This is a genomic window from Ensifer sp. D2-11, from assembly GCF_054161295.1.
Genome location: NZ_CP096433.1, coordinates 2,256,674 through 2,280,791, shown reverse-complemented (window position 1 = coordinate 2,280,791; position 24,118 = coordinate 2,256,674). Strand labels below are relative to the sequence as shown.

The window sequence follows — 24,118 nt, the reverse complement described above, 5'->3', positions numbered from 1 at the left end:
CTTTCGCTCTATTCCCGAACGCGGGTACGCTCGCCGATGAAGGTTTCGACGCTCTTGAGCTCCGGATCCAGGATGTCGAAACGCTCCGCCCTAGTCATGAGATCAGCAAGCCACGTCGGAAGCGCGGGGTCAATACCACTTGCCGATTTTACTGCGGCGGGAAATTTTGCCGGATGGGCAGTCGCAAGGGTGACCATCGGGGCGGAGTTCTTCTCGTGCTTGGTTGCCACGAAAACGCCGATTGCCGTATGCGGATCAAGGAGATAGCCGGTCTCGTCGAAGGTCTTGCGGATCGTTTTCGCCACATCTTTCTCCGAGGCGCGGCCGGCGCGAAATTCCTTGCGGATTTTTTTCAGCGCTGCGTCGCCGATCGTGAACGAGCCGGATTGCCTGAGGCTCGCCATGGCCGCGCGGACTTCCGCCGGATCGCGCTCGTTCGCCTCGAAGATGAGCCTTTCGAAGTTCGACGAGATCTGGATGTCCATCGAAGGCGAGGTCGTCGCCTTGACGTCGCGCATCTCGTAGCGGCCGTTCTTCAGCGTGCGCGCCAGAATGTCGTTTTCGTTGGTGGCGATGATCAGCTTGTCGATCGGCAGACCCATGCGCTTGGCGACGTAGCCTGCGAAAATATCGCCGAAATTGCCGGTAGGCACGGTGAAGGAGATCTTCCGGTCGGGCGCGCCGAGAGCGACCGCCGTCGTGAAATAGTAGACGATCTGGGCCATGATGCGCGCCCAGTTGATCGAATTGACGCCGGAAAGCTTCACGCGGTCGCGGAAGGCCTGGTCGTTGAACATGGCTTTGACCAGATTCTGGCAGTCGTCGAAATTGCCTTTGACGGCAACCGCGTGCACGTTCGATGCCGTGGACGTGGTCATCTGTCTTTGCTGCACCGGCGACACTTTGCCCTGTGGAAAGAGGATGAAGATGTCGGTGCGATCACGGCCGGCGAAGGCGTCTATCGCGGCACCGCCGGTATCGCCTGATGTCGCTCCCACGATCGTCGCCCGCTCGCCCCGTTCGGCAAGAACATAATCCATCAGCCGGGCGAGCAACTGCATGGCGACGTCCTTGAAGGCGAGCGTCGAACCGTGAAAGAGCTCCATCACGAAAGCGTTCGGTCCGGTCTGGACCAGGGGTGCTACGGCCGGATGACGGAAAGTGGCATAGGCCTCGTCGATCATCTCGCGGAACTTGGCCGCCGGGATCTCGCCATTGGTGAAGGGTTCGAGAACGGTGAAGGCGATCTCCTGATAGGATTTGCCGCGCAGCGCCCGGATCTCCTTCTTCGAGAGTGCCGGCCATTCCTTCGGCAGGTAAAGCCCGCCGTCGCGGGCAAGTCCCGCCAGAAGAGCATCGCAAAAGCCGAGAGAGGCCGCTTCTCCCCGTGTCGAAATATACTTCACCATCGTGATCCTTCGTCGTTTGCGCGTCTGAATGAGACGCGCGGCGCTGCAGGCGCTTTTGCGTCAGTCCCTGGCAAATCGCGCGGCCATTCTTGTCACCGTGGCAATTTCACGTCGGTTTCGGAAATTTCGGTTGGGGAGCCTGGACCGGTCGATTTTTGATTTCGCCGCTGCTATAGACGATGCCCGAAGGTCAAGAAAGGCCTCCAGCCGTTTTCGGCCCTGAGCTCGAGTTGACCCGACGCGGTCTCGAGCTCTCGCCCGTTGAAGCCGGCTGCGGCGAGTTTGGCTTGCTACAAGCCGATATCATCGCGGTTCGGGAGTTCGTCCGTTCAGTAGAGGTTGTGCAACGTGTCTGGCAAAGTATCTCGCCGTCTTCTCGCAGTATCCCTCCTTTTGGCCGCTGCCGGCTGTAACAAGACGCAATCGGGTGGCGCCATCGACGCCGGCGGAAGTGCGACGGCGCCGACGCCTGCGGTGATCCAGGCGGCCTGCCCGCCGATCAGCCTCCGGGACGGTACCTCCTCCTACCGAACCTATGCAAAGGGTGCCAAGGACGATCCGAGCAAGATCGTCTATCAGGCCTCGCTTGCCGACACGACGCGCCAATGCGTGCAGAGCCCGGACAAGCTGACGATGACGGTCGTGGTGCAGGGTCGCGTGGTCGCCGGTCCCGCCGGCGGGCCGGGCAAGGTAACGCTGCCGATCCGCGTTGCCGCCACGGATGGCGAAAAGACGCTTTATTCGGAGCTCACCCAATACCCGGTCGAAGTGCCGGCGGGCAGCGCCACCACCCAGTTCGTTTTCACCAAGGCCGATGTGACGCTTCCTGCCGGCGCCGGCGCCGAAGCGAAGGTCTTCGTGGGATTTGACGAAGGTCCGTACAGGGCGAAGTAATACCCGCCCCTCATCCGGCCTGCCGGCCACCTTCTCCCCGCAGGCGGGGCGAAGGACACGAGCGGCACGCTCCCAGCTCTTCCTTGGCGTTGAAAGTGCGGAGGCGATGCCGCTTGTCCCTTCTCCCCGTAAGACGGGGAGAAGGTGCCGGCAGGCGGATGAGGGGCGAGCTCAACTCGCTCAGCGGCCGCTTACTCGACCGCGACGCTCTGGCCGCCTTCCCACTTGTAAAGCGAGAAGCTTGGCGAGGTGAGATCGCCGCTTTCGCCGTAGGTCAGCTTGCCGATGACCGTGTCGATCGCCTCGCCGGACTTGATGGCGGTGGCAACGGCAGTCGCGTCCTCGGTCGAGCCCGCCTTCTCGATACCCGCTTTGAGAACCTGCACGGCGGCATAGGCGTTGAGCGTGAAGGCTTCCGCGGGGATGTTCTTGGCCTTGAGGGCCTCGATCACCGGTGCGGCGGCCGGGTTGCGGGTGGCGTCGCTGGCATTGGTGTAGACGGTGCCCGATGCGGCTTCGCCGCCGATTGCCCAGAACTCGGTATTGGAAAGACCGTCGCCGCCGAGGAGCTGCGCCTTCACGCCCTGGTCATGCATCTGGCGAGCGAGCAGCCCGCCCTCCGCGTGATAGCCGCCGAAATAGACGACGTCGACGTTCTCGGCCTTGAGGCGGGTGACGATCGCCCCGAAATCCTTCTCGCCGGGCGTCAGGCCTTCATAGACCACCTCGGTGATGCCGCCTGCGTTGATCGCAGCCTTGAAGCCGTCGGCAAGACCCTTGCCATAGGCTCCCTTGTCGTGAAGCACGGCAACGCGCTTGTCCTTGAAGTTCTTGACGACGTAGTCGGCGGCGACGACGGCCTGCTGATCGTCGCGTCCGCAGGTGCGCAGAACGTTCCACAGGCCGCGGGTCGTCAGATCCGGGGTGGTCGCCGTCGGCGTGACCATCAGGATACCGTTTTCCGCCAGCACGTCGGATGCCGGCATCGAGGTGCCGGAGAGCACCGGTCCGACCACGTATTGTATGCCTTCGCCCGCCAGCTGGTTGGCGACCGAGACGGCCTGCTTGGGTTCGCCCGCGTCGTCGACGATCTTGACGACGAGCTTCTCGCCATTGACGCCGCCGGCGCTGTTGATCGCTTCGACCGCCGCTTCGGCGCCGGTCTTGACCTGCTCGCCGAAGGCCGCAACGGGACCGGTGAGCGGCGTGATGACGCCGATGGTGATGTCGGCATGGGCGAGCGGCGCAAACGCGACGCTGGCTGCCAGTGCCATTCCGGTCAATCGTGAAAGACGCATGGTGTTTCCTCCTTGGAAAATTCCCCCTTCTGGGGGTTTGCTTGATATGCCCGCGCGCAGTCTGAAAATCGGTCGATTCTCGGAGGAAGTCCATGCGCCTTCAATGCGGCATGGAGTCCTCGCCCGCCCTAAGCCGTCATGGACTCCGACCATTCCGCGAGCGCGGCGATTACTCCGGGAAGCGCCGCCATTCGCGAGATGACCGTTTCGGCGCCGGCTTCCGTCAGCTTGTCTGCATGGGCTGCGAACGTATGCGAACCGCCGGTAAAACCGACGACGCGCATGCCCGCCGCGCGGGCGCCATGAATGCCGTGAACCGAATCTTCGATGACAAGAACGCGTGCCGGATCGACGCCGAACTGGGCCGCCCCATGCAGGAAGATGTCAGGCTTCGGCTTGACGCGATCCGGCCCAAGATCGCGCGCGGAATAGATGTGCTTGCCGAAATGATCCCTGATGCCGACTTTGCCGAGCATCATCGCAAGCCGTTGCGAAGTGGAGTTCGAGCAGATGCAATGCGGAAGCGTCAGTTGCATGAGGGCCGGCCGCACGCCTTCGATGATCTTGACGTCGCGGGCAAGCCGCACGTCGAGAATGGCATCGACCTTGTCGATCAAGGAGGCGGAAAGCGGAATGCTCGCTTCCTTCTCGACCGCCAGCAACGTGTCGCGCCAGGTCATGCCGGAAAAGCGTTCGGACATTTCCTCGATGCTGATCGGATAGCCCGCTTCCGTCAGCAACCCGGCCTCGACTTCCGAGGCGATGATTTCCGAGTCGACGAGCACGCCGTCGCAGTCGAAGATGATGAGGTCGATACCGGTCATAAATCGGTTCCTTGGGAGAAAGGCGCCGCCGGCAGGGGAGCTGAAAAGCGGCGCGGGAAATGGTGGCCGCAGCTTTATACGATGGCGGATCAAAGCTCAACCTGAAGCAGGAGATGGAGAACCGGGGATTGTAGCCGATTCAACTCGCAATCGTCGCAGCCGACGGACAAATCGTCGTGATCACCGCGGGAAGAGCTCCAGAAAGGCCTTCTCGCCCGGCGCCGTAAAGCGAACCGCCCGGCTGTTCTGCTCCCGTTTCGCCCAGCCCTTGTCTATGAAGAGCGTCAGCAATGCCTCTCCCAGCGAGCCGGCGAGATGCGACCGACGCTCGCTCCAGTCGAGGCAGGTGCGGCAGATCGGCCGCCGGGATTTCCTGAGCGCGGCGTAGTCGATCCCGAGCGACTCGATGCGGACACGCCCGGCATCGGTCAGAGCCAGATCGTCTTCGCCCGCCATTTCGATCTGCCGGGCCCCGATCAGGCTGTCCAGCATGCGCACGCCGTAATCGCCGGCAAGATGGTTGTAGCAGACGCGCGCCTTGCGCAGTGCCGGGTCCTTCGGTCCGGGCCGCGAGCGCGTCAGGCCGCGCCCGGCGGCAAAACCCATGAGGCTTTCGAGCATGAGCCCGACCTCGTCCTCGCTCAGCGCGTAATAGCGGTGCCGGCCCTGCTTGCGCTGTGTCAGCAAGCCGCCCGCCTCCAGCTTGGCGAGGTGCGAACTGGCGGTCTGCAGCGTGATGCCGGCCTGGGCTGCAAGCTCCGTCGGGGTCAGCGCCTGGCCGCCCATCAGAGCGGTCAGCATATTTGCGCGTGCAGGGTCGCCGATCAACGAGCCGATCAGAGCTATGTCCGGGCCTTCCTTCATACTTCGATGGTAATCGAAGTATCGCGGACGGGCAAGACCCGGATCGGCGGCGCCTGGACGATGACTCCTGCGGCGACGCAAATTTTTCCGGCGCCTTCAGGCTTTGGTAACCATCTTCGGTAACCATAAGCCTATCGTCAGTCCGAGTAAGCGTATTTGCGAGTTGCCAATGTCATCAGTTGTTTCGCTTGCCGAAATCTCCCGTGCCGCCCGTCCGCTGAACTGGCTGGACAGCATCATCAAGGGAGATTGCGTGGCCGCGCTGAACGCGCTTCCCGATCATTCGGTCGATGTCGTCTTCGCCGACCCGCCCTATAATCTTCAGCTCGGCGGCACGTTGCACCGGCCCGATCAGTCGCTGGTCGATGCAGTGGACGACGATTGGGACCAGTTTGCTTCCTTCGAAGCCTATGACGCTTTCACCCGCGCCTGGCTGCTTGCCTGCCGGCGTGTCCTGAAGCCCACCGGCACGCTCTGGGTCATCGGTTCCTACCACAATATCTTCCGGGTCGGCGCGATCCTCCAGGACCTGCACTTCTGGGTCTTGAACGATATCATCTGGCGCAAGACCAACCCGATGCCGAACTTCAAGGGCCGCCGCTTCCAGAATGCGCATGAAACGCTGATCTGGGCGACGCCGAACGCCAAGGCCAAGGGTTATACCTTCAACTACGAAGCGATGAAGGCGGCGAACGACGACGTTCAGATGCGCTCCGACTGGCTGTTCCCCATCTGCTCCGGTTCCGAGCGGCTGAAGGGCGACGACGGCAAGAAAGTACACCCGACGCAAAAGCCGGAAGCGCTGCTTGCCCGCATCCTGATGGCCTCGACCAAGCCCGGGGACGTCGTGCTCGATCCGTTCTTCGGCTCCGGCACCACCGGGGCGGTCGCCAAGCGCCTCGGCCGGCACTTCGTCGGGATCGAGCGCGAGCAGGACTATATCGATGCCGCCGCCGAACGTATCGCGGCCGTGGAGCCGCTCGGCAAGGCCACGCTCTCGGTCATGACCGGCAAGAAGGCGGAGCCGCGCGTCGCCTTCAACACTCTGGTGGAAAGCGGGCTCATCAAGCCCGGCACGGTTCTGACGGATGCGAAGCGCCGCTACAGCGCGATCGTCCGCGCCGACGGCACGCTGGCGTCCGGCGGCGAGGCTGGATCCATTCACCGCCTCGGCGCAAAAGTGCAGGGCCTCGACGCCTGCAACGGCTGGACCTTCTGGCACTTCGAGGAGGGAAGCGTATTGAAACCGATCGACGAGCTCAGATCCGTCATTCGAAACGACCTGGCAAAACTGAACTGATCAACCAGTTCCGCCTGGGTCTTCGATAGGCGCCCCCTTCCGGTTTTTGTACCTTCAGTCCCGGATGAGCGCTTTAAACGCCCGGAATCCGAAGAGGATTCCGGGCGTTTGTATCAATGCGGGGCGTCAGCCGGTTACAGCATGGCAGCCGCTGCTAGCGAGGGTGTCGCGTCCGAAGGCTGGATACCGTAGGCCGCGAGATCGGCCTTCAGCCTTTCGGCGCCGGTGAACTGAACCGCGTGCCAGCCGGCCGCTCGCGCGCCTTCGACATTGGCGGCGCTGTCGTCGATGAAGAGCGTCGCGCCCGGATCGAGGTCGAAGGCCTCGGCGTGGGTCCGGTAGATGGCGAGATCGGGCTTGATGAGCCGAACGTCGCCGGAGACCGTGACCCCGCGCGGCAGGGTCAGGAAGGGATAAAGCTTCTGCGCCTCCCGGAAGGTGTCGGAGGCGAAATTGGTCAGCATCGTGACGTCCCAGCCGTCGGCGATCAGGCCTTCCATGATGGCGACCGTCTCCACATAGGCGTGCGGTACCATTTCATGCCAGTGCCGGCGAAAGGCGCGGATGTGATCTTCCCTTTCCGGATGATTGCGGATGAGGATTGCCTCCGCCTCTTCCCAGGAGCGGCCGCGATCCTGCTCTATGTTCCAGTCGGACGTGCAGACATTGGCGAAGAACCAGCTGCGTTCCGCCTCGTCCGGGATGAGGCGGGAATAGGGAAGGTTCGGATCGTAATGGATCAGCACCTTGCCGATGTCGAAAACGATGTGGCGGATATCGATGCTGCTCATTGGTATTCCTGCCGATCCTTGGCTTGCGATGGAAATTGGGCCGGAGCGGCCGGAAAGCGCTCCGCTTTGCATTTATCCCGCTTCGAACGCATGCGGTATAGCCTTGGCGATTGCCTTTTTCATGACAGTCGGAAGCGCCTGCGCCCTGAGCGAGGCGAGCGGCTCCCACCACCCGCTCGTGTCCGTTCGCGCCTCTCCGATATCGGCGCGCCCGACCCTGGCCCGAAAGACGGACAGGTGCAGCTCGAAATGCGTGAAGACGTGGTTGACGGTCCCGCATGGCTCCCACTCTGCGGGGAAGGGATGAGCGTCTATCGACGTGTCGCCGTCGCGGCGCGACGTCCAGTCCGTGCCGGGCACCTCTGTCATGCCGCCGAGGAGGCCCGTTTCGGGGCGCTTGCGAAGATAGACCGCCTCGAGGCCGTCGACGGCGACGAAGGCCGCACCCAGGCGCAACGGCTTCTCCTTCTTTGCTGCCTTGCGCGGAAATGTCTCCGGGTCGGCTGTTTTCAGGGCCCGGCAATCCGTACGAAAGGGACAGAGCGAACAGGCAGGCCGCTTCGGCGTGCAGATCGTCGCACCGAGATCCATCATCGCCTGGGCGAAATCGCCCGGCCGGTCGGCCGGGGTCAGCGCCTGGACGAGGGCTCGCATTTCGGGCTTGGCCGCGGGTAGCGGCGTTTCGACGGCATGGAGACGCGAGATCACGCGCTCCACATTGCCGTCGAGAACGGCACTTGCCCGGTTGAAGGCGATCGCGGCGATGGCTGCGGCGGTGTAGTCGCCGATGCCCGGCAGCGCTTTCAGCCCCTCTTCGCTATCGGGAAAACGGCCGCCATGATCGCGGGCGACCGCTTCCGCACATTTCTTCAGGTTCCGCGCGCGGGCGTAGTAGCCGAGGCCGGCCCAGGCCTTCATCACATCCTCGGTGTCTGCCGCGGCAAGGTCGCCGACCGTCGGCCACAGGGCGAGGAATTTCTCGAAGTAAGCCTTGACCGCCTTGACCGTCGTCTGCTGAAGCATCACCTCCGACAGCCAGACGCGATAGGGGTCGGCAACCGCACCTTTCCGCGCCGCTGCCGGCGGCACCCGCCATGGAAGGTCGCGGTGGTGACGATCGTACCATTCGAGAAGAAGTGCGGCGCTCGCCGCCTGTGGAAGATCGCGCATCATTTGCCGGGAGGTCCTTTTGCGGCCTATACTTGGCCGATGCCGGCTTGAGCCGCAAGGTTCGATCGAAATTGCAAACAGAAAGTCGTTCCGTGAGTGAGAGAAAGACCCGAAAGGGCGTCGTTCAGATCAGCGAAGTTGCCAACGGCCTGATCGATCCGGTGCTGGCGAAGCGTGCCGGCATCAACACGATGCTGCTCGGCTCGTGGGACGAAATCGCGGGCGCGGAGTTTGCCGATTGCACCCGGCCGGAAAAAATTGCCTGGCCGCGCCGCGCTTCCGAAATCGCCGGCGAAGGCCGCTACCAGCCGGGTGTGCTGACGGTCGCGTGCGAAGGCGCCCGGGCGCTTTTCCTGACTCATGCCCAGGGCGAGCTGATCCAGCGCATCAACGGCTTCTTCGGTTTCCACGCAATCGGCCAGTTGCGCATTGTCCAGAAGCCGGTCGCACCGCCGCCCAAGCGATACAGCCGTCCGCCGCCGCTTATCGGCGAGGCTGCCCGGCGGCTCGAAACCATGGTGGAAGGCGTCGAAAGCGAGGCGTTGAAGGCGGCGCTAAAGCGGCTCGGCACTGCCGTTCTGTCGACGCAGCGGCGATGACGGTCACAATTGTTTGAACGCTGTCGAAACACCCCCTCTTGTCGCCCCGCACGTGGCAAGTTATCGAAATCACGCTTCAATTTCCCTCGAGTAGAACACGGGTCCTGTCCATGTCCGCTTCCCAAACAAGCCTTCCGAAACGCCTGCTGAGCGGCGTCGCCGTTGCAGCGCTCGCTATGGCGCTCGCAGCCTGCAGCGATGAAAAGAAGGAGGCGGCTTCAACGACGCCCGCCGAGACCACGGCGAGCACCGATGCGACGACCACCGCCTCGACGTCTCAGGCGCCTGCCGCCGCGAGCGAGGCGAAGCCCGCGACCGAAGTGGCGCAGGCCTCTACCCCAGCCGCCAAGGTCGAGTTGCCGAAGTCGGAGGGCAGCGTCGACATGGCGAAGCTTCTGGAGCCCGGAGCGCTGCCGGAAATGGCGCTCGGAGAAGCCAATGCGCCGGTCACCATCGTCGAATACATGTCGATGACCTGCCCGCATTGTGCAAATTTCCACAACGATACCTTCGACGCGATCAAGGCGAAGTACATCGACAGCGGCAAGGTACGCTTCATCGTCCGCGAATTCCCCTTCGATCCGCGCGCGGCAGCCGCCTTCATGCTGGCGCGCTGTGCACCGGAGGGGCAGTATTTCCCGATGGTTTCCATGCTGTTCAAACAGCAGGAGCAGTGGGCGGCTGCACAGAACGGCCGCGATGCACTCCTGCAATTGTCGAAACTCGCCGGTTTTACACAGGAGAGCTTCGAGGCCTGCTTGACGAACCAGAAACTTCTGGATGATGTGAATGCAGTCATGCAGAGGGGCGCCAAGGAATTCGGGGTCAAATCGACGCCGACTTTCTTCGTCAACGGTGAGCACTATTCGGGGGACATGTCGGTTGACGTTATGTCGGCCCTCATCGACAGCAAGCTCTGATCCTTCGCTTTTGATTCCGACGGGCGACGGCAGCAGCCGTGCGCCCGTTTTTTGTGTTGGGCAGCCAGTGAGGTTTCGCCATGCCTCACGCTGACGTATCGCCGGAAGTTCGCGGCAGCGCGCGCCGCATGCGCAACAGCATGACGGAGGCGGAGGCCAAGCTCTGGAATGAACTTCATGCGCATCGGCTGATGGGGCTTGGTTTTCGCCGGCAGGTTCCGATTGCTCCCCCCTGCGGGGGAGATGCCCGGCAGGGCAGAGGGGGGTGCCGGCTTGTCGCTGCCCCGGCGTGCTCCTCATGAAATTCACCAGGCTGCGCCTGCTCGGCTTCAAATCCTTCGTCGAACCGACGGAATTCGTCATCGAGCGTGGCCTGACCGGGGTCGTCGGGCCGAACGGCTGCGGCAAGTCCAATCTTGTCGAGGCGCTCCGCTGGGTGATGGGCGAGAACTCCTACAAGAACATGCGTGCCTCCGGCATGGACGACGTGATCTTTTCCGGATCCGGCAACCGCCCGGCGCGCAACATGGCCGAGGTCGGCCTGTATCTGGACAACAGCGACCGCACCGCGCCCGCAGCCTTCAACGACAGCGACGAGATACAGGTGACGCGCCGCATCGAGCGCGAGCAGGGCTCGGTCTACCGCATCAATGGCAAGGAGGCGCGCGCCAAGGACGTGCAGTTGCTGTTTGCCGATGCGTCCACCGGTGCACGCTCGCCCTCGATGGTGGGCCAGGGCCGCATCGGCGAGCTGATCGCCGCCAAGCCGCAGGCGCGCCGGCAGCTGCTCGAGGAGGCGGCCGGCATTTCCGGCCTGCATTCGCGCCGCCATGAGGCGGAACTGCGGCTGAAGGCTGCCGAAACCAATCTCGAGCGCCTGGACGACGTTACCTCGCAGCTCGAAAGCCAGATCGAGAGCCTCAAGCGCCAGGCGCGCCAGGCCAACCGGTTCAAGATGCTGTCTGCGGAAATCCGCCGGCACGAGGCGATCCTGTTCCATACCCGCTGGGTGCAGGCCAAGGAAGCGGAGGCCGAGGCGACCAGCCACCTGAACCAGATCACTGCACTCGTCGCCGAGAAGGCGCAGGCGCAGATGGAAGCCGCCAAGGCTCAGGCCGTCGCGAGCCTCAAGCTGCCGGAACTGCGTGAAAACGAGGCGAAGTTCGCTGCCGGGCTGCAGCGCCTGCAGATCGCTCGCGCCCAGCTCGAGGAGGATGCCGGCCGGATCCTGCGCCGCCGTGAGGAATTGCAGCGGCGGCTGGCGCAACTTGCGGAGGACATCGCCCGCGAAGAGCGGCTGGTCGCCGACAATGCCGGCATTCTCGCCCGCCTCGATCAGGAGGAGGAAGAACTGCGGGACGTGCTGGCCGAGGCGGATGATCGCGGCGCTCAGGCACGTGAAAGGCTCGATGAGGCCAATGAAAAGCTTGCGGCGAGCGAAGCCGGTCTCGCCCGCATTACGGCCGAGCGCGCCGAGGCGCAGGCCGCGCGCAACCAGATCGAGAGAGCGCTACGCGATCTCTCCGAGCGGCAGGCTCGCCTTGCACGCCAGCTTGCGGATCAGGGGCGTGAACTCGACGATCTTGACGGTCAGATGGCGCGACTCCCCGATCCGGACGAGAAGAGAGAGCAGGTCGAGCTTGCGGAGGCGGCGCTGGAGGAGGCCGAGGCCGCCGTCGCCGCCGTCGAAGAGAGCCTCGCCGAGGCGCGCGCCGACGAAGCCGCCGCGCGCCTGCCCGTCGACCAGGCCCGGGCGCGGCTGAACGGCATCGAGACGGAAGCGCGAACGATCCGGCGCATGCTGGAGGCGGCCGGCGGCAGCACCTATCCGGCCGTCGTAGAGGAGATGAAAGTCGAGCGCGGCTTCGAGGCGGCGCTTGGCGCGGCTCTTGGCGACGACCTCGATTCGCCTCTGGAACAGGCGGCGCCGACGCACTGGCGCATGCCCGGCGACGATGCGGAAGATCCCGCATTGCCGGCCGGCGCCCTGCCTTTGATCGATTTCGTCCAGGCACCGGAGGCGCTGAGGCGAGCGCTCCGGCAGATCGGGATCGTAGAGAGCGACGGGGAGGCGGAGCGACTGCTGCCGCTCCTCAGGGCCGGCCAGCGGCTGGTGACGAGACAGGGCGCCGTCTGGCGATGGGACGGCCACGTCACCGGCTCGGAAGCGCCAAGTGCTGCGGGCCTGAGACTTGCCCAGAAGAACCGCCTTTCCGAACTGGAAGGTGAGGCGGAGGAGGCGAGCGATGCATCGCTGAAGGCGGAGGCGCATCTTGCCGCTGCCGGCGCGCGCATCCGCGCCGAGGACGAGCGGCTAAGGCTTTCGCGCGAGGCGCAACGCATGCTTGCACGGCAGCTCTCCGAGGCGCGCGATGCCCTGGCGGTGGCCGAGCGGGCGTCCGGCGATCTGGCGCGCCGCCGCGCGGTGCTTGCCGAGACGAAGCTCCAGATCGAAGGCCAGGCCGAGGAGATCGCCGAAGAGATCGAGGCGGCCAAGGAAGCCTCTGCCGGTCAGCCGGATCTTGCGGAGCTCGACCTGCGGCTGAGCAATCGGACGGCCGAAGTCGCGACCGACCGTGCGGCGGCGGCCGAGGCTCGCGCTGCACATGACGGTCTCGCACGCGAAAACGATGGGCGCCTCAGGCGGCTTGCGGCCATCGCCGGGGAGCGAGAGACTTGGGCGGCGAGGGCCGCCAGCGCCGAAGATCACATCGCGACGCTTCGCGAGCGCGAGGCGGAGGCGCGGGAGGAGGTCGAGGAACTGCTCGATGCGCCTGACGAGTTCGACGACAAGCGCCGCGCGCTGATGAACGAGCTGCAGAAGGCGGAGGCGTCGCGCCGAGAGGCGGCCGACAGACTCGCCGAGGCGGAAAACCATCAACGCGAAGCGGATCGCCAGGCCGCTACCGCGCTCTCGGAGCTGGCAGAGGTACGCGAAAAACGCGGCCGCGCCGAAGAGCGGCTTGTTTCCGCGCGGGAGCGGCGTGTCGAGATAGAGGCACGCATTCTCGAAGCACTGTCCTGCGCCCCCCATGAAGTGATGCGCCTTACCGGTCTCGGCTCCGACGAAGGACTACCGGATATGCGCGGCGTCGAACGGGAACTCGAGCGGCTGAAGATCGAGCGGGAACGGCTCGGCGCCGTCAACCTGCGCGCCGACGAGGAGCAGAAGGAGCTTTCGGAGCGGCTCGCGGCGCTGCTCAAGGAACGTGACGATGTCATCGAGGCGATCCGCCGGTTGAGGAGTGCCATCCAGAACCTCAACCGCGAGGGCCGCGAGCGGCTGATTGCCGCGTTCGATGTGGTCAATGTGCAGTTCCAGCGGCTTTTCACCCACCTCTTCGGGGGCGGCACGGCGGAACTGCAGCTCATCGAGAGCGACGACCCGTTGGAAGCGGGGCTCGAAATCCTTGCCCGGCCGCCCGGCAAAAAACCGCAGACGATGACGCTGCTTTCCGGCGGGGAGCAGGCGTTGACTGCCATGGCGCTGATCTTTGCCGTCTTCCTCACCAATCCGGCCCCGATCTGCGTTCTCGATGAGGTGGATGCGCCGCTCGACGACCACAATGTCGAGCGCTATTGCAACCTGATGGACGAAATGGCGGCCTCCACCGAGACCCGCTTCGTCATCATCACCCACAATCCGATTACCATGGCCCGGATGAACCGCCTGTTCGGGGTCACGATGGCGGAGCAGGGCGTCTCGCAGCTCGTCTCGGTAGACCTGCAGACGGCAGAGCGGCTGCGCGAAGCCGTCTGATGGCGGCTCTGCAATTTGGTGCACTGCAACAAAAATCTTCGCCGAGTGCATTTTCAGCCCGGAACATATACTGTAGATGGTCTAGATCGGGATAAGGAAACGTGTGCGCGGTTTTCCGCCCGCATCCCGCTCTAACGTCTTAGATTCGATCACGTTCCTGATTTTAGGTCGACGGCTGTTTCGGGTGGAGAACAGGCATGGCGAAATGGGTATATACCTTCGGCGCGGGACAGGCCGAAGGGAGCGCGGAAGACCGCGACCGGCTGGGCGGCAAGGGGGCTAACCTCGCGGAGATGTGCAATCTCGGCCTGCCGGTGCCGCCGGGGCTCACAATCGTCACCGCTGCCTGCAACAGCTATCTCGAGAAGGGCCGCAGCATGCCCGAGGGTCTGCGCGAGCAGGTCCGCGAGGGCATTGCCCGGATGGAGAAAATCACCGGACGCGTCTTCGGCGATACCAATCGCCCGCTGCTTCTGTCGGTCCGTTCCGGCGCGCGCGCCTCGATGCCGGGAATGATGGACACGGTCCTGAACCTCGGCCTCAACGATCAATCCGTGCATGCGCTCGGTCACGACGCCGGCGATGCGCGCTTTGCCTGGGACAGTTACCGCCGCTTTATCCAGATGTATGGCGATGTGGTGATGGGGGTGGACCACGAGGTCTTCGAGGAAGTTCTGGAGGACGAAAAGGCGCGCCTCGGTCATGAGCAGGACACGGAGCTTTCCGCCGTCGAATGGCAGCACGTGATCTCGCGCTACAAGGAGGCGATCGAGGAGGTGCTCGGCCTGCCTTTCCCGCAGGATCCGGAAGTCCAGCTCTGGGGCGCGATCGGTGCCGTCTTTTCAAGCTGGATGAACCCGCGGGCCATCACCTACCGCCACCTTCACGGCATACCGGCCGGCTGGGGCACGGCCGTCAACGTCCAGGCCATGGTGTTCGGCAATCTCGGCAATTCGTCCGCGACGGGCGTCGCCTTCACGCGCAACCCGTCGACGGGCGAGAAAGAGCTTTATGGCGAGTTTCTCGTCAATGCTCAGGGCGAGGACGTCGTCGCCGGCATCCGCACGCCGCAGAACATCACCGAGGCGGCCCGCATCGCGTCCGGTTCGGACAAGCCGTCCCTGGAAAAGCTGATGCCGGAGGCTTTTGCCGAGTTCGAAAAGATCTGCAACGCGCTCGAGCGCCACTACCGCGACATGCAGGACATCGAGTTCACGATCGAGCGCGGCAAGCTCTGGATGCTGCAGACGCGTTCCGGCAAGCGCACGGCCAAGTCGGCGCTGAAGATCGCCGTCGACATGGCCGAGGAAGGGCTGATCTCGAAGGAGGAAGCCGTCGCGCGCATCGATCCCGCCTCACTCGACCAGCTTCTGCATCCGACGATCGACCCTCATGCCCGCCGCGACATTATCGGTTCCGGCCTGCCGGCCTCGCCGGGTGCGGCCACGGGCGAGATCGTCTTCAGCTCCGACGAGGCGGTGCAGGCGGTCAAGGAAGGCCGCAAGGTCATTCTCGTTCGCGTCGAGACGAGTCCTGAAGACATTCACGGCATGCATGCGGCGGAAGGCATCCTGACGACCCGCGGCGGCATGACCAGCCACGCGGCGGTGGTTGCCCGCGGTATGGGTACGCCTTGCGTATCGGGTGCCGGCAGCATCCGCGTCGACCAGCGAAACGAGCTCCTGATCGCCGCGAGCGTCACGCTCCGGAAGGGCGACGTGATCACCATCGACGGCTCCTCCGGCCAGGTGCTGAAGGGCGAGATCCCCATGCTGCAGCCGGAACTTTCGGGCGACTTCGGCAAGATCATGCAATGGGCCGACGCAAGCCGCCGCATGACCGTGCGCACCAATGCCGAGACGCCGGCGGATGCGCGCGCCGCCCGCTCCTTCGGCGCCGAAGGCATCGGACTCTGCCGCACGGAGCACATGTTCTTCGAGGACGACCGCATCAATGTGATGCGCGAGATGATCCTGGCGGAAGACGAAGCAGGACGCCGGACGGCGCTCGCCAAGCTTTTGCCGATGCAGCGCTCCGACTTCGTCGAGCTCTTTTCGATCATGCACGGCCTGCCGGTCACGATCCGTCTTCTCGACCCGCCGCTGCACGAGTTCCTGCCGAAAACCGACGAGGAGATCGCAGAGGTTGCGCGCGTGCTGACGATCGATCCCGCGGGACTGCGTCAGCGGGTCGATGCGCTTCACGAGTTCAATCCGATGCTCGGGCATCGCGGTTGCCGCCTGGCAATCTCCTATCCGGAGATCGCCGAGATGCAGGCGCGAGCGATTTTCGAGGCGGCGGTCCAAGCCGCCCACGATACCGGCGCTGCCGTCGTTCCCGAGATCATGGTGCCGCTCGTCGGCCTGCGCGCCGAGCTCGATTACGTCAAGGCGCGGATCGAGGCGGTCGCCAAGGAGGTCATCGGCGAGGCTGGCGTGAACATCGATTATCTGATCGGCACGATGATCGAGTTGCCGCGGGCGGCCCTCAGGGCGGACACGATCGCCGAATCGGCCGATTTCTTCTCCTTCGGCACCAATGACCTGACGCAGACCACCTTCGGCATTTCGCGCGATGACGCAGCGCTGTTCCTGGCCACCTATCAGCAGAAGGGCATCATCGAGCAGGATCCCTTCGTCTCGCTCGATTTCGAGGGCGTGGGCGAACTGATCCAGATCGCGGCGGAACGGGGCCGGCGGACCAAGAACGGGTTGAAGCTCGGTATCTGCGGCGAGCATGGCGGCGATCCCGCCTCGATTCGCTTCTGCGAGGAAGCGGGTCTCGATTACGTCTCCTGCTCGCCCTTCCGGGTGCCGATCGCGAGACTTGCGGCCGCACAGGCGACGATCAACGGCCGCGAGGTCGCCGAGGTTCAAGCTCTGGCGGCGAGCTGACGGCCAAGGGTGTTCCGGCTACCGGATATCCCCCTCATCCGGCCTGTCGGCCACCTTCTCCCCGCACGCGGGGCGAAGGAGAATCGTCGCAACGCTCAGCGCTACTTGCCCCCGATGGTGACATTGCTCGCTTCGTGGAGCGACGGTGGATGAGGGACCGGGCGTGCTCGGCGCGTCCCTTCGCCCCGCTTGCGGGGAGAAGGTGCCGGCAGGCGGATGAGGGGCAATCGCCGCCGGCGGAGCCGCTATGATCACGATGACTTTAGGTTGGGTCGACCATCATCAGCGTGATCGATTCTAACCGCACACACTTCCTCATCCCGCTCTAATGCCAATGGTAAGGGCCGCGCAGGAAGACGTCGTTGTCATAGCGGAAGGCGCGTGCTTCCGCGCGCCGGTCGAGGTCTATACGCTGCAGGCAGGTTGCGAACGCATCCGTGCCCCTTCTGAAGCCGTAGGAGGCGCATGTATTTTCGTCTCTCGCTCGCCGTTCCTGCGGCGACATCGACTGGCAAGCGGCAAGCACCAGCCCCGCGGCTGCAAGGCCAAGCAGTCTCATGGTCATCGTCGTCATCCTTGCCTCCTGATCGGCACCCCTTCGCGGGGACAGAGACCGATGGCATTCCGCTGGACGACAGGCATGATTATGCAACGCATAAGACGAAGTCCGTGGGCACGATTCAACTCGGCGACATCATGCGCCCGTTGCGCATCGCCGGTCAATCGCCCTGCGGAGTTCAGATCCGCTCGAGGACGCCGACGAAGGAGTTGGCGAAGCTCTTGAGCCCGGCGGTGCGCTCGCTCGGCTGCTCGACGCGGATGGTGGTGCCGTCCTGCGCGAGACAGATGAACAGGATGATAGGTGTCTTGTCCTCCGCCTGGCCGTGGCGTACCGCGGCGATCGTCACGCAATCGTCGACAAGACCGGAAGCCGGCAGGATGAAGAGCAGTTCGGCGCCGATGTCGTGAGCCACCTTATGGGTGAAGCCGACGAAATCGTCCTTGTCGCCGGAGAAGCGGTCGAGCGAAAGCTCCAACTCGAGAAGCGCCATGGGTATCGCAGCTTCGCCGACCGGGGGCGGAGGGGCGGGGATGGCGATGTCCATGGTAGACTGCTGTGCGGCCATGATGTCTCTCCGTTGATTTGCCGCGCCTCTTGCCGGCGACGACGGCCGATGCCTCCAAATGCTACAGCGCCGTGTGTCCGGCCAAATAGTGAACCTGAATAGGTGGTTAACGAGAATGGCAAATTTGCGGCACTCGTGTGAGTGGCGCCGCCATATTCGCCGCCCGCATTCTCTCTTTGCCCTCAATAGGGCGATCTCCATCGCCGATGGGGGAAAGATACGGGTTTGCACTACCCGAGCCATGGTCTAAGAAAGGCGAGGTCCTTTTCCGCCTCGGGGATTGATTCCGTTAGATGATTGTCCGGTACGAGCGTCCCTATTCCTACGCGGCCCATTGGGCGCGCCGCATCGCCCGCATCGCATTCATCGTTTTTCTGCTGTCGCTGCTGTCGCATCGTTTCGGTCCTCTGACGACGCCGCACTTTCTGGCGCTGGCGCTGATCGCCGGGGGCTTGGCTCTCCTTGGCGTCGTGCTGGCAACGATCGGGCTCACGCGCCTTTGGCAGGTGGCGGCGATCGGCGGCACCGCTTCCGTCTCGGCACTCTTCTACGCGGCGGTTCCGCTCGGGTTCCTCGGTTATGGGGCGGTGCAATACCTGACGCGACCGGCACTCTACGAGGTCAGTACCGATACCTTGACGCCGCCACCCTGGATCAGGACGCCGGCAACCGCGGAAAGCTGGCTCGGGCGCAAGCGTGCGGTGACGCGGGAAGACCGCGAGGCGCAGGTTGAAGCCTATCCGGGGCTTACCGGCCGGCGCTACGAAGGGGCGCTGGACCGCGTATTCCAAGGCGTGCGCAAGGTCGTCGAGCAGACGCGAATCGCCACCACTGCGGAGTTCGGCGCCGACAACGCGCGGGCGGATCTCGAAGACCTCGCCGTGCGACCCGAGGCAGGCGGGGAAGCGAATGCCGGCCCGAACGTCATCCCCGTCCCGACGGCGCGCCCCACGCAACTGGTCGACGACGGCATACCGGGACGGCGATCCAGCGACGTCGTCCTGCAAGGCGAATGGCGGAGCCTTGTCGTCGGTTTCCGATTCGACGTGCTGATCAGATTGCGCGAAGAGGCGGAAACGACCTTCGTCGATCTGCGCGTGGCCTCGCGCTACGGCCGCCATGACCTGGGCATGGGAGCGATGTTTGCCGAGGAGTTCCTGCGCGACCTCGACGCCGAGCTTCTGGGGATCGCGGGCGATTAGCAAGTGCGCGCGGTTTTGCGCCCCGAATTGCGCCTTTCAGCGATCGACCCAGCGTCACGCCAGCCGGTACGCGCTGGCGAGCGACGGCGGCCCCTCTGTTTCGACGCGCCCCTGCTCGATGAGGTCTTCGATGTGCGCCAGCAGCGAGAGCGCCGCAGCGCCATGCAGCCGCGGGTCGGTCGAGGCGTAGATCACCTTTACCATGTCGGCGATCTGCCGGTCGCCGGCGCGCAGGCGTTCGATCACCGCGCGCTCGCGCATCCTGCGATGCGCCTTCAACGCCCGCACGAAGGAGGCAGGCTCGTTGACCGGACCACCATGCCCGGGCAGGTAGAGCCGATCGTCGCGCTGGAGCAGCTTATCGAGGGAGGCCATGTAATCGGCCATGGCGCCATCCGGCGGCGCGACGATGCTTGTCGCCCAGGCCATCACATGATCGGCGGAAAAGAGGATCCCGGTCCCATCGAGCGCGAAGGCCATGTGGTTGGCCGTGTGCCCCGGCGTCGCTACCGCCGTCAGGCTCCAGCCGTCGCCTTCGACGCGTGCGCCGTCGCAAAGCGCGACATCGGGCGAGAAATCCATGTCCGAACTTTCGCCGAACGGATTGACCTCGCCGGCATGCAGCGGCCGGGCTGCCCGGTGCGGGCCTTCGCCCACAACCATTGCGCCGGTCGCCCGGGCAAGCCTGCCGACGAGCGGAGAGTGGTCGCGATGTGTGTGGCTGACGGCGATATGCGTCACTTCGCGACCTCTGAGTGCGTCCATCAGCGCATGGAAATGCGCGTCGTCCTCCGGGCCCGGATCGATCACCGCGACCGAGCGGCGGCCGACGATGTAGCTATTCGTGCCATGGAAGGTGAAGGGGCCGGGATTGTTGACGGTGATGCGCTCGACACCCTCGGCTACGCTCACCGCTTCGCCATGGGCGGGCTTGAAATCGAGGTCGAATTCCGGAGCTTGCATGTTCCTGGCTTCCCATCCACCTGCCGTGTCCCGTTTGCACGACCGCTCCCGGGGCAAGACCGGTTTCCCGGCCCGTCGGCGCGACCATAGGCCAAAGGCCACAGGGAGGGAACCATCCGTTGCTCGACCGACGTTGCGGCCCGAGCCTCAAAGGCATAAATCTGCGGGCGAAACGAAGTTAAGCATTGTGAGCGCGCACGAGCTTTGCTAATCAGGCGCTCGATTTGGCGAAGAGATTTCCCGCCAGTTTAGTTGGGGCGTAGCCAAGCGGTAAGGCAGCGGTTTTTGGTACCGCCATTCCCTGGTTCGAATCCAGGCGCCCCAGCCATACCCCCACACCCCCGCAAGCGTCGACAGTGAAGGAACTTCCATCCCGAATAAGGAGGAAGAAGAAGCTGCCTGTGATGAGCGTGGCAGGTCGCGGCTTCAGAATAAGCTGCAATAAGCGACCTTGTCTTCCGGGAATTCCCTGCCGATCTAAGACTGGACGACTATACTGGATGACCAGGTTTGAAATATATAAGTTATGTTGTCATCACCCATTCACTTCTGATGGGTTACTTTAAGGTGTATTTTATGATATGTTCATATATCAATATTCGTTATTGACATAAGTCAAATATAAATATACCAACCCCAGCCAGGGAATGGAGTGGAGTGGCTGAGGAGTGAATGCCATTATTTTTCAAACCGCATTGCTTTCTGTGACTGTATTGTTGTCTGCTTTCGCAACGTGGGCAGGACCATTCGGCATTGAACAAGGGCAGAGTAAGGACTCTCTGCGGATAGTCCATGAGCCTTCGCATTATGGCGTCTACAAGCTTTGTACCGTGCCCAGGCGTCACCCTGCTTTCGAAGTATATTCCGCAGAGATAAGCGAAACTGTCGGTGTTTGCCGCGTAAACGCCGGATCGGTGATGTTTACGGCGGATCGGCTCGGTACGAAGGTTCGGGCGAAGTTTGACGAGATAGTACGCGAACTCGAAGATATCTATGGCCAGGGGAAGGACTTCAAGTCTCTCAAGGAAGGTTCGCGCTGGAGCGAAAACCGCGACTGGGTAATGTCCGTAACGGAGAACGAGCGGACGTACCGGCGCGAGTGGTCCGTTGCATATGGATCGAGGCTTAAGGACGGAATAAGCCGAATAAATCTGGCGGTGCATGGTCTCGGCGAAGATGTATCCTTTATCGCCTTGGAATACGCCTTCGAAAACTACACCCAATGCTTGTCAGAGAAAGCGCAGAGTACTGCAAGCGCGCTCTGAGGCGCCCCGCAGTTCATCGCCGGCAATCGACTTCAGCCAGCGGGTTGGATATTCCGGCGAGCAATCTTATTGTTCCCCCCGATCTCCCGGGCTCGACCTGATCGCGCTCGGCAAACACATGAAGCGGTTGCGGAACAGGGACTGAAAATGACGAGCATGCGAATACTTCGTCGCGCTTGCGCGGCGGGCAATCTTTTCGGGGCGCCGAACCTTTCGGCCGGGGCATTGTTTCGCTTGCTTCTCGTCGCGTTTCTGGTGGCATTTTCATCAGTCGCCCTCGCTCAGGAGAGTGGAGCGCAGCCGGAAGCGGGCGCGGCAACCGGCGCCGAGGGGGCGAGCCAGGCGGATGCTGCGCCGGCATTGCCGCCGCAAGCCTTTCCGGAGGAACAGGCACGCATCGATGCCTGGCGGGCGACGCTGGAACGCGTGGAGCGTGGGCTCCAGGCCGAGCGCATCGACGACGTCACCCTCTCCGATCTGCGCAGGCAGCTCGGTACCATTCCCATGCATGCCGCCGGGCTCAAGGCGAAGCTGCAACCGCGACTGCAGGCGGTCAATCAACGTGTCGAGCAGTTGAAGCCTGCCGATGAGCAGGCCGCCCGCAGTCAGGCCGAAGCGATCAAGCTCGAACATGCGCAGCTCCAGGCGGAGGCGGCCGGTCTTCAGGGCATAGTGCAGCAGGCGGATTTCATCGCGCTGCGCGCACAGCAGAACATCGACATTATCGGAGAACGGCGGCGCGCCCTCTTCACGAGCTCTATCCTGCAGCGCTCGCAAAGCCTTGCCGATCCTTCCTTCTGGTTCGATCTGGCCGCCGCGACGCCGGAGACGCTCGCCAACCAGTCCGGCGTTGTCGGACACTGGTTCGGTGCCCTGATCGAGCGCACCGGCCGTTCGGCCGCAGGCGTTCTCGTCGTCGTCATAGGCTTCGCCGCCTTCCTTCTGTCGCCGGGCCGGCGCTGGCTGACCCGGCGCACGAGCCGCGACCCTTCGGTGCTTCACCCATCCGGGCTCGCCAGGGCGACCGCAGCAGCAGCCATCACGCTTGCCAATCTCCTGATCCCGGCCATCGCCTTCTTCGTGCTCTATCAGGCGATGTCCATTCTCGGTGTCCTGCCTGCAGATCTGGCGGCGGTCCTGAGGCCCGTGTTCTTCGGGCTGACCTTCGCGTCCTTCTTCTACGGCCTCTCCATCGCTGTACTCGCGCCCGAACGGCCGAGCTGGCGGCTCGTCGACGTCACCGACGCGGCGGCCGAGAAGTTGATTCCGGTCATCGTTGCGATGGCGGTGATCATCGCCGGCGGCCTTGCCCTCGATGCCTTCCTGAAGGCGACGCATGCGCCCTTGTCCTTCGCGGTCGCGGCACAAGGCCTCGGCGCCGTCGCGCTCGGCATCCTCGCCATGATCGCGCTCAGATTCGTCGCTCGCGAAGACGACGCCGAGAGCCAGCAGGGAGCGAGCTCAGCCTGGCGGCTCCTGATTCCGGTGACCTGGGCGGTCGCCGCTCTGACCGTCGTTGCACCGCTCGCAGGCTTTGTGGCCTTCGGCCGCTTCGCTGCGCTCCAGATCGTCTTCACGACGGCAGTCCTGATGAGCCTCGTGCTCTTGCTACGCCTTGCCGACGAGGCGATTTCCTACGGCTTTTCGGTACAGACCCGGATCGGCGGCTTCATGCGGCAGGCGATCGGGTTCAAGCCCAACACGATCAGCCAGATCGGCGTGATCCTCGCGGGCTTCGCGCGTCTGGTCGTGATCATGATTGCCATCATGGCCCTTCTTGCGCCCTGGGGCATCCAATCGGAGGACGTGGTCGGCACCTTCGCCTCCGCCTTTTTCGGTTTCGAGATCGGCGGCTTCTCGTTTTCGCCTTCGGCTATTCTCGGCGCGATCGTCGTCTTCATCATCGTAATCGTCGCGACGCGCGGCTTTCAGAGGTGGCTGGACGGCCGCCTCTTGCCGCAAACCAGCCTCGACGCCGGCCTCAGGACCTCGATCCATACGGGCGTCGGCTATGTCGGCGCGGCGATCGCGGGTCTCGTGGCCTTTTCCTATGCGGGTCTCAATCTTCAGAACGTCGCCATCGTTGCCAGCGCGCTGTCCGTCGGTATCGGTTTCGGCCTCCAGTCCATCGTCAACAACTTCGTCAGCGGGATCATCCTGCTCGCCGAACGGCCCTTCAAGGTCGGGGACCGCATCGAAGTCGGCCAGAACATGGGGATCGTCCAGCGCGTCAGCGTCAGGGCTACCCAGATCCAGACATTCGACAATGTGACCGTGATCGTACCCAATGCCGACCTGATCAGCGGCCAGGTGGTCAACTGGATGCATGGCGACTTCTCGGCGCGCCTGAAGATTCCGGTGGGGGTCTCCTATGATTCGGACCCGGAGCAGGTGAGGCGGGTGCTGCTGGAAATCGCCATGGACAATCCGCGCGTCTTGAAAATTCCGGAGCCTTTCGTTTCGTTCACCGATTTCGGAGCCGATGCCCTGCAGTTCACCTTGTTCTGCCACGTTGGCAACATCAACGCCGATGCGGGCGCGGCGAGCGATATGCGTTTCGAAATCGCCAGGCGCTTCCGCGAGGAAAACATCGAAATGCCCTTTGGCCAGCGCGAAATCCATCTTCGCGATCTCGCCAGCATCGAAGGGCTGGTCCGCGAGCTGTTCGATGGCCGAGCCGCGACGTCGGCCCCAGCATCTTCTCAGCCGGGGCAAACGCGCGCGAAGCGCCGGAAGAGTGCCGCCGAGGCCGCCGGCGAATGAGTATGAAAGGCCGTTCCGGATGACGAAGTTGGCCCGCTGGCTTGCGGCTGCGGGCCGGGGGTATCCGGGGCGGAT

General features: G+C 63.7%; 18 protein-coding genes, 1 tRNA gene and 1 pseudogene. 11 read left to right on the top strand and 9 right to left on the bottom strand.

The genetic code is table 11. The features are described from left to right. Positions 1-8: 8 nt before the first annotated feature. Positions 9-1,409, bottom strand: coding sequence for a threonine synthase (gene thrC, locus M1D34_RS11050; RefSeq protein WP_028010196.1), 1,401 nt, complete (start codon positions 1,407-1,409; stop codon positions 9-11). 348 nt (positions 1,410-1,757) lie between these two features. On the opposite strand from thrC, the gene M1D34_RS11045 reads away from it, so the two are divergent. Then, positions 1,758-2,303, top strand: a complete 546-nt coding sequence (locus M1D34_RS11045; protein WP_010968920.1) for a hypothetical protein — start codon at positions 1,758-1,760, stop codon at positions 2,301-2,303. 191 nt (positions 2,304-2,494) lie between these two features. Here the strand turns inward: M1D34_RS11045 and M1D34_RS11040 are convergent, their stop codons facing one another. From M1D34_RS11040 to M1D34_RS11030, 3 genes are all read right to left on the bottom strand, one after another. Further along, a complete protein-coding gene (locus M1D34_RS11040) occupies positions 2,495-3,601 on the bottom strand; it encodes an ABC transporter substrate-binding protein (RefSeq protein WP_498779036.1) in 1,107 nt (368 codons plus the stop codon). Positions 3,602-3,729: 128 nt separating this feature from the next. Next, complete coding sequence (locus tag M1D34_RS11035) at positions 3,730-4,425, bottom strand: HAD family hydrolase (RefSeq protein ID WP_003532290.1); 696 nt, start codon at positions 4,423-4,425, stop codon at positions 3,730-3,732. A gap of 180 nt (positions 4,426-4,605) precedes the next feature. Then, on the bottom strand, positions 4,606-5,289 hold the full coding sequence (locus M1D34_RS11030; RefSeq protein ID WP_013844117.1) for an ArsR/SmtB family transcription factor: 684 nt from the start codon (positions 5,287-5,289) through the stop codon (positions 4,606-4,608). Between the two features lie 169 nt (positions 5,290-5,458). Between M1D34_RS11030 and M1D34_RS11025 the strand changes: the two genes are divergently transcribed. After that, entirely contained in the window at positions 5,459-6,589 is a 1,131-nt protein-coding gene (locus tag M1D34_RS11025) for a site-specific DNA-methyltransferase (protein WP_010968922.1), read from the top strand. A gap of 134 nt (positions 6,590-6,723) precedes the next feature. Here M1D34_RS11025 and M1D34_RS11020 read toward each other — a convergent pair whose 3' ends face one another. Beyond that, positions 6,724-7,380, bottom strand: coding sequence for an HAD family hydrolase (locus tag M1D34_RS11020; protein ID WP_498779032.1), 657 nt, complete (start codon positions 7,378-7,380; stop codon positions 6,724-6,726). Positions 7,381-7,452: 72 nt separating this feature from the next. Next, positions 7,453-8,553 carry an A/G-specific adenine glycosylase gene (mutY, locus tag M1D34_RS11015; protein WP_498779030.1) on the bottom strand — a complete coding sequence of 367 codons (1,101 nt, stop codon included), beginning with the start codon at positions 8,551-8,553 and terminating at the stop codon, positions 7,453-7,455. 89 nt (positions 8,554-8,642) lie between these two features. Between mutY and M1D34_RS11010 the strand changes: the two genes are divergently transcribed. From M1D34_RS11010 to ppdK, 5 genes and pseudogenes are all read left to right on the top strand, one after another. Continuing rightward, entirely contained in the window at positions 8,643-9,149 is a 507-nt protein-coding gene (locus M1D34_RS11010; RefSeq protein ID WP_015007293.1) for a DUF721 domain-containing protein, read from the top strand. A gap of 110 nt (positions 9,150-9,259) precedes the next feature. Further along, positions 9,260-10,069, top strand: a complete 810-nt coding sequence (locus M1D34_RS11005; protein WP_003532283.1) for a DsbA family protein — start codon at positions 9,260-9,262, stop codon at positions 10,067-10,069. Between the two features lie 80 nt (positions 10,070-10,149). Then, positions 10,150-10,296: pseudogene (locus M1D34_RS11000) on the top strand (DUF559 domain-containing protein); the annotation flags it as partial. 71 nt (positions 10,297-10,367) lie between these two features. Then, positions 10,368-13,829, top strand: a complete 3,462-nt coding sequence (locus M1D34_RS10995) for a chromosome segregation SMC family protein (protein ID WP_498779027.1) — start codon at positions 10,368-10,370, stop codon at positions 13,827-13,829. Positions 13,830-14,026: 197 nt separating this feature from the next. Beyond that, on the top strand, positions 14,027-16,723 hold the full coding sequence (gene ppdK, locus M1D34_RS10990; RefSeq protein WP_127514228.1) for a pyruvate, phosphate dikinase: 2,697 nt from the start codon (positions 14,027-14,029) through the stop codon (positions 16,721-16,723). A 325-nt stretch (positions 16,724-17,048) separates the two neighbouring features. Here the strand turns inward: ppdK and M1D34_RS10985 are convergent, their stop codons facing one another. Together M1D34_RS10985 and M1D34_RS10980 are read right to left on the bottom strand one after the other, a co-directional pair. Then, positions 17,049-17,297, bottom strand: coding sequence for a hypothetical protein (locus M1D34_RS10985; RefSeq protein WP_010968930.1), 249 nt, complete (start codon positions 17,295-17,297; stop codon positions 17,049-17,051). Positions 17,298-17,460: 163 nt separating this feature from the next. Beyond that, on the bottom strand, positions 17,461-17,850 hold the full coding sequence (locus tag M1D34_RS10980; RefSeq protein WP_003536293.1) for a hypothetical protein: 390 nt from the start codon (positions 17,848-17,850) through the stop codon (positions 17,461-17,463). 293 nt (positions 17,851-18,143) lie between these two features. On the opposite strand from M1D34_RS10980, the gene M1D34_RS10975 reads away from it, so the two are divergent. Beyond that, the gene (locus M1D34_RS10975) at positions 18,144-19,052 is read left to right on the top strand and encodes a DUF1499 domain-containing protein (protein WP_010968931.1); all 909 of its coding nucleotides are present in this window, start codon (positions 18,144-18,146) and stop codon (positions 19,050-19,052) included. A gap of 54 nt (positions 19,053-19,106) precedes the next feature. On the opposite strand, the gene M1D34_RS10970 is transcribed toward M1D34_RS10975, so the two are convergent. Next, positions 19,107-20,015, bottom strand: a complete 909-nt coding sequence (locus M1D34_RS10970; protein ID WP_010968932.1) for an MBL fold metallo-hydrolase — start codon at positions 20,013-20,015, stop codon at positions 19,107-19,109. A 253-nt stretch (positions 20,016-20,268) separates the two neighbouring features. Here M1D34_RS10970 and M1D34_RS10965 point away from each other — a divergent pair. From M1D34_RS10965 to M1D34_RS10955, 3 genes are all read left to right on the top strand, one after another. Then, positions 20,269-20,343: transfer RNA gene (locus M1D34_RS10965), tRNA-Gln, on the top strand. 589 nt (positions 20,344-20,932) lie between these two features. Beyond that, complete coding sequence (locus M1D34_RS10960; RefSeq protein WP_498781720.1) at positions 20,933-21,280, top strand: hypothetical protein; 348 nt, start codon at positions 20,933-20,935, stop codon at positions 21,278-21,280. 147 nt (positions 21,281-21,427) lie between these two features. Beyond that, the gene (locus M1D34_RS10955; RefSeq protein WP_027993733.1) at positions 21,428-24,043 is read left to right on the top strand and encodes a mechanosensitive ion channel family protein; all 2,616 of its coding nucleotides are present in this window, start codon (positions 21,428-21,430) and stop codon (positions 24,041-24,043) included. The last annotated feature ends 75 nt before the right edge of the window (positions 24,044-24,118 follow it).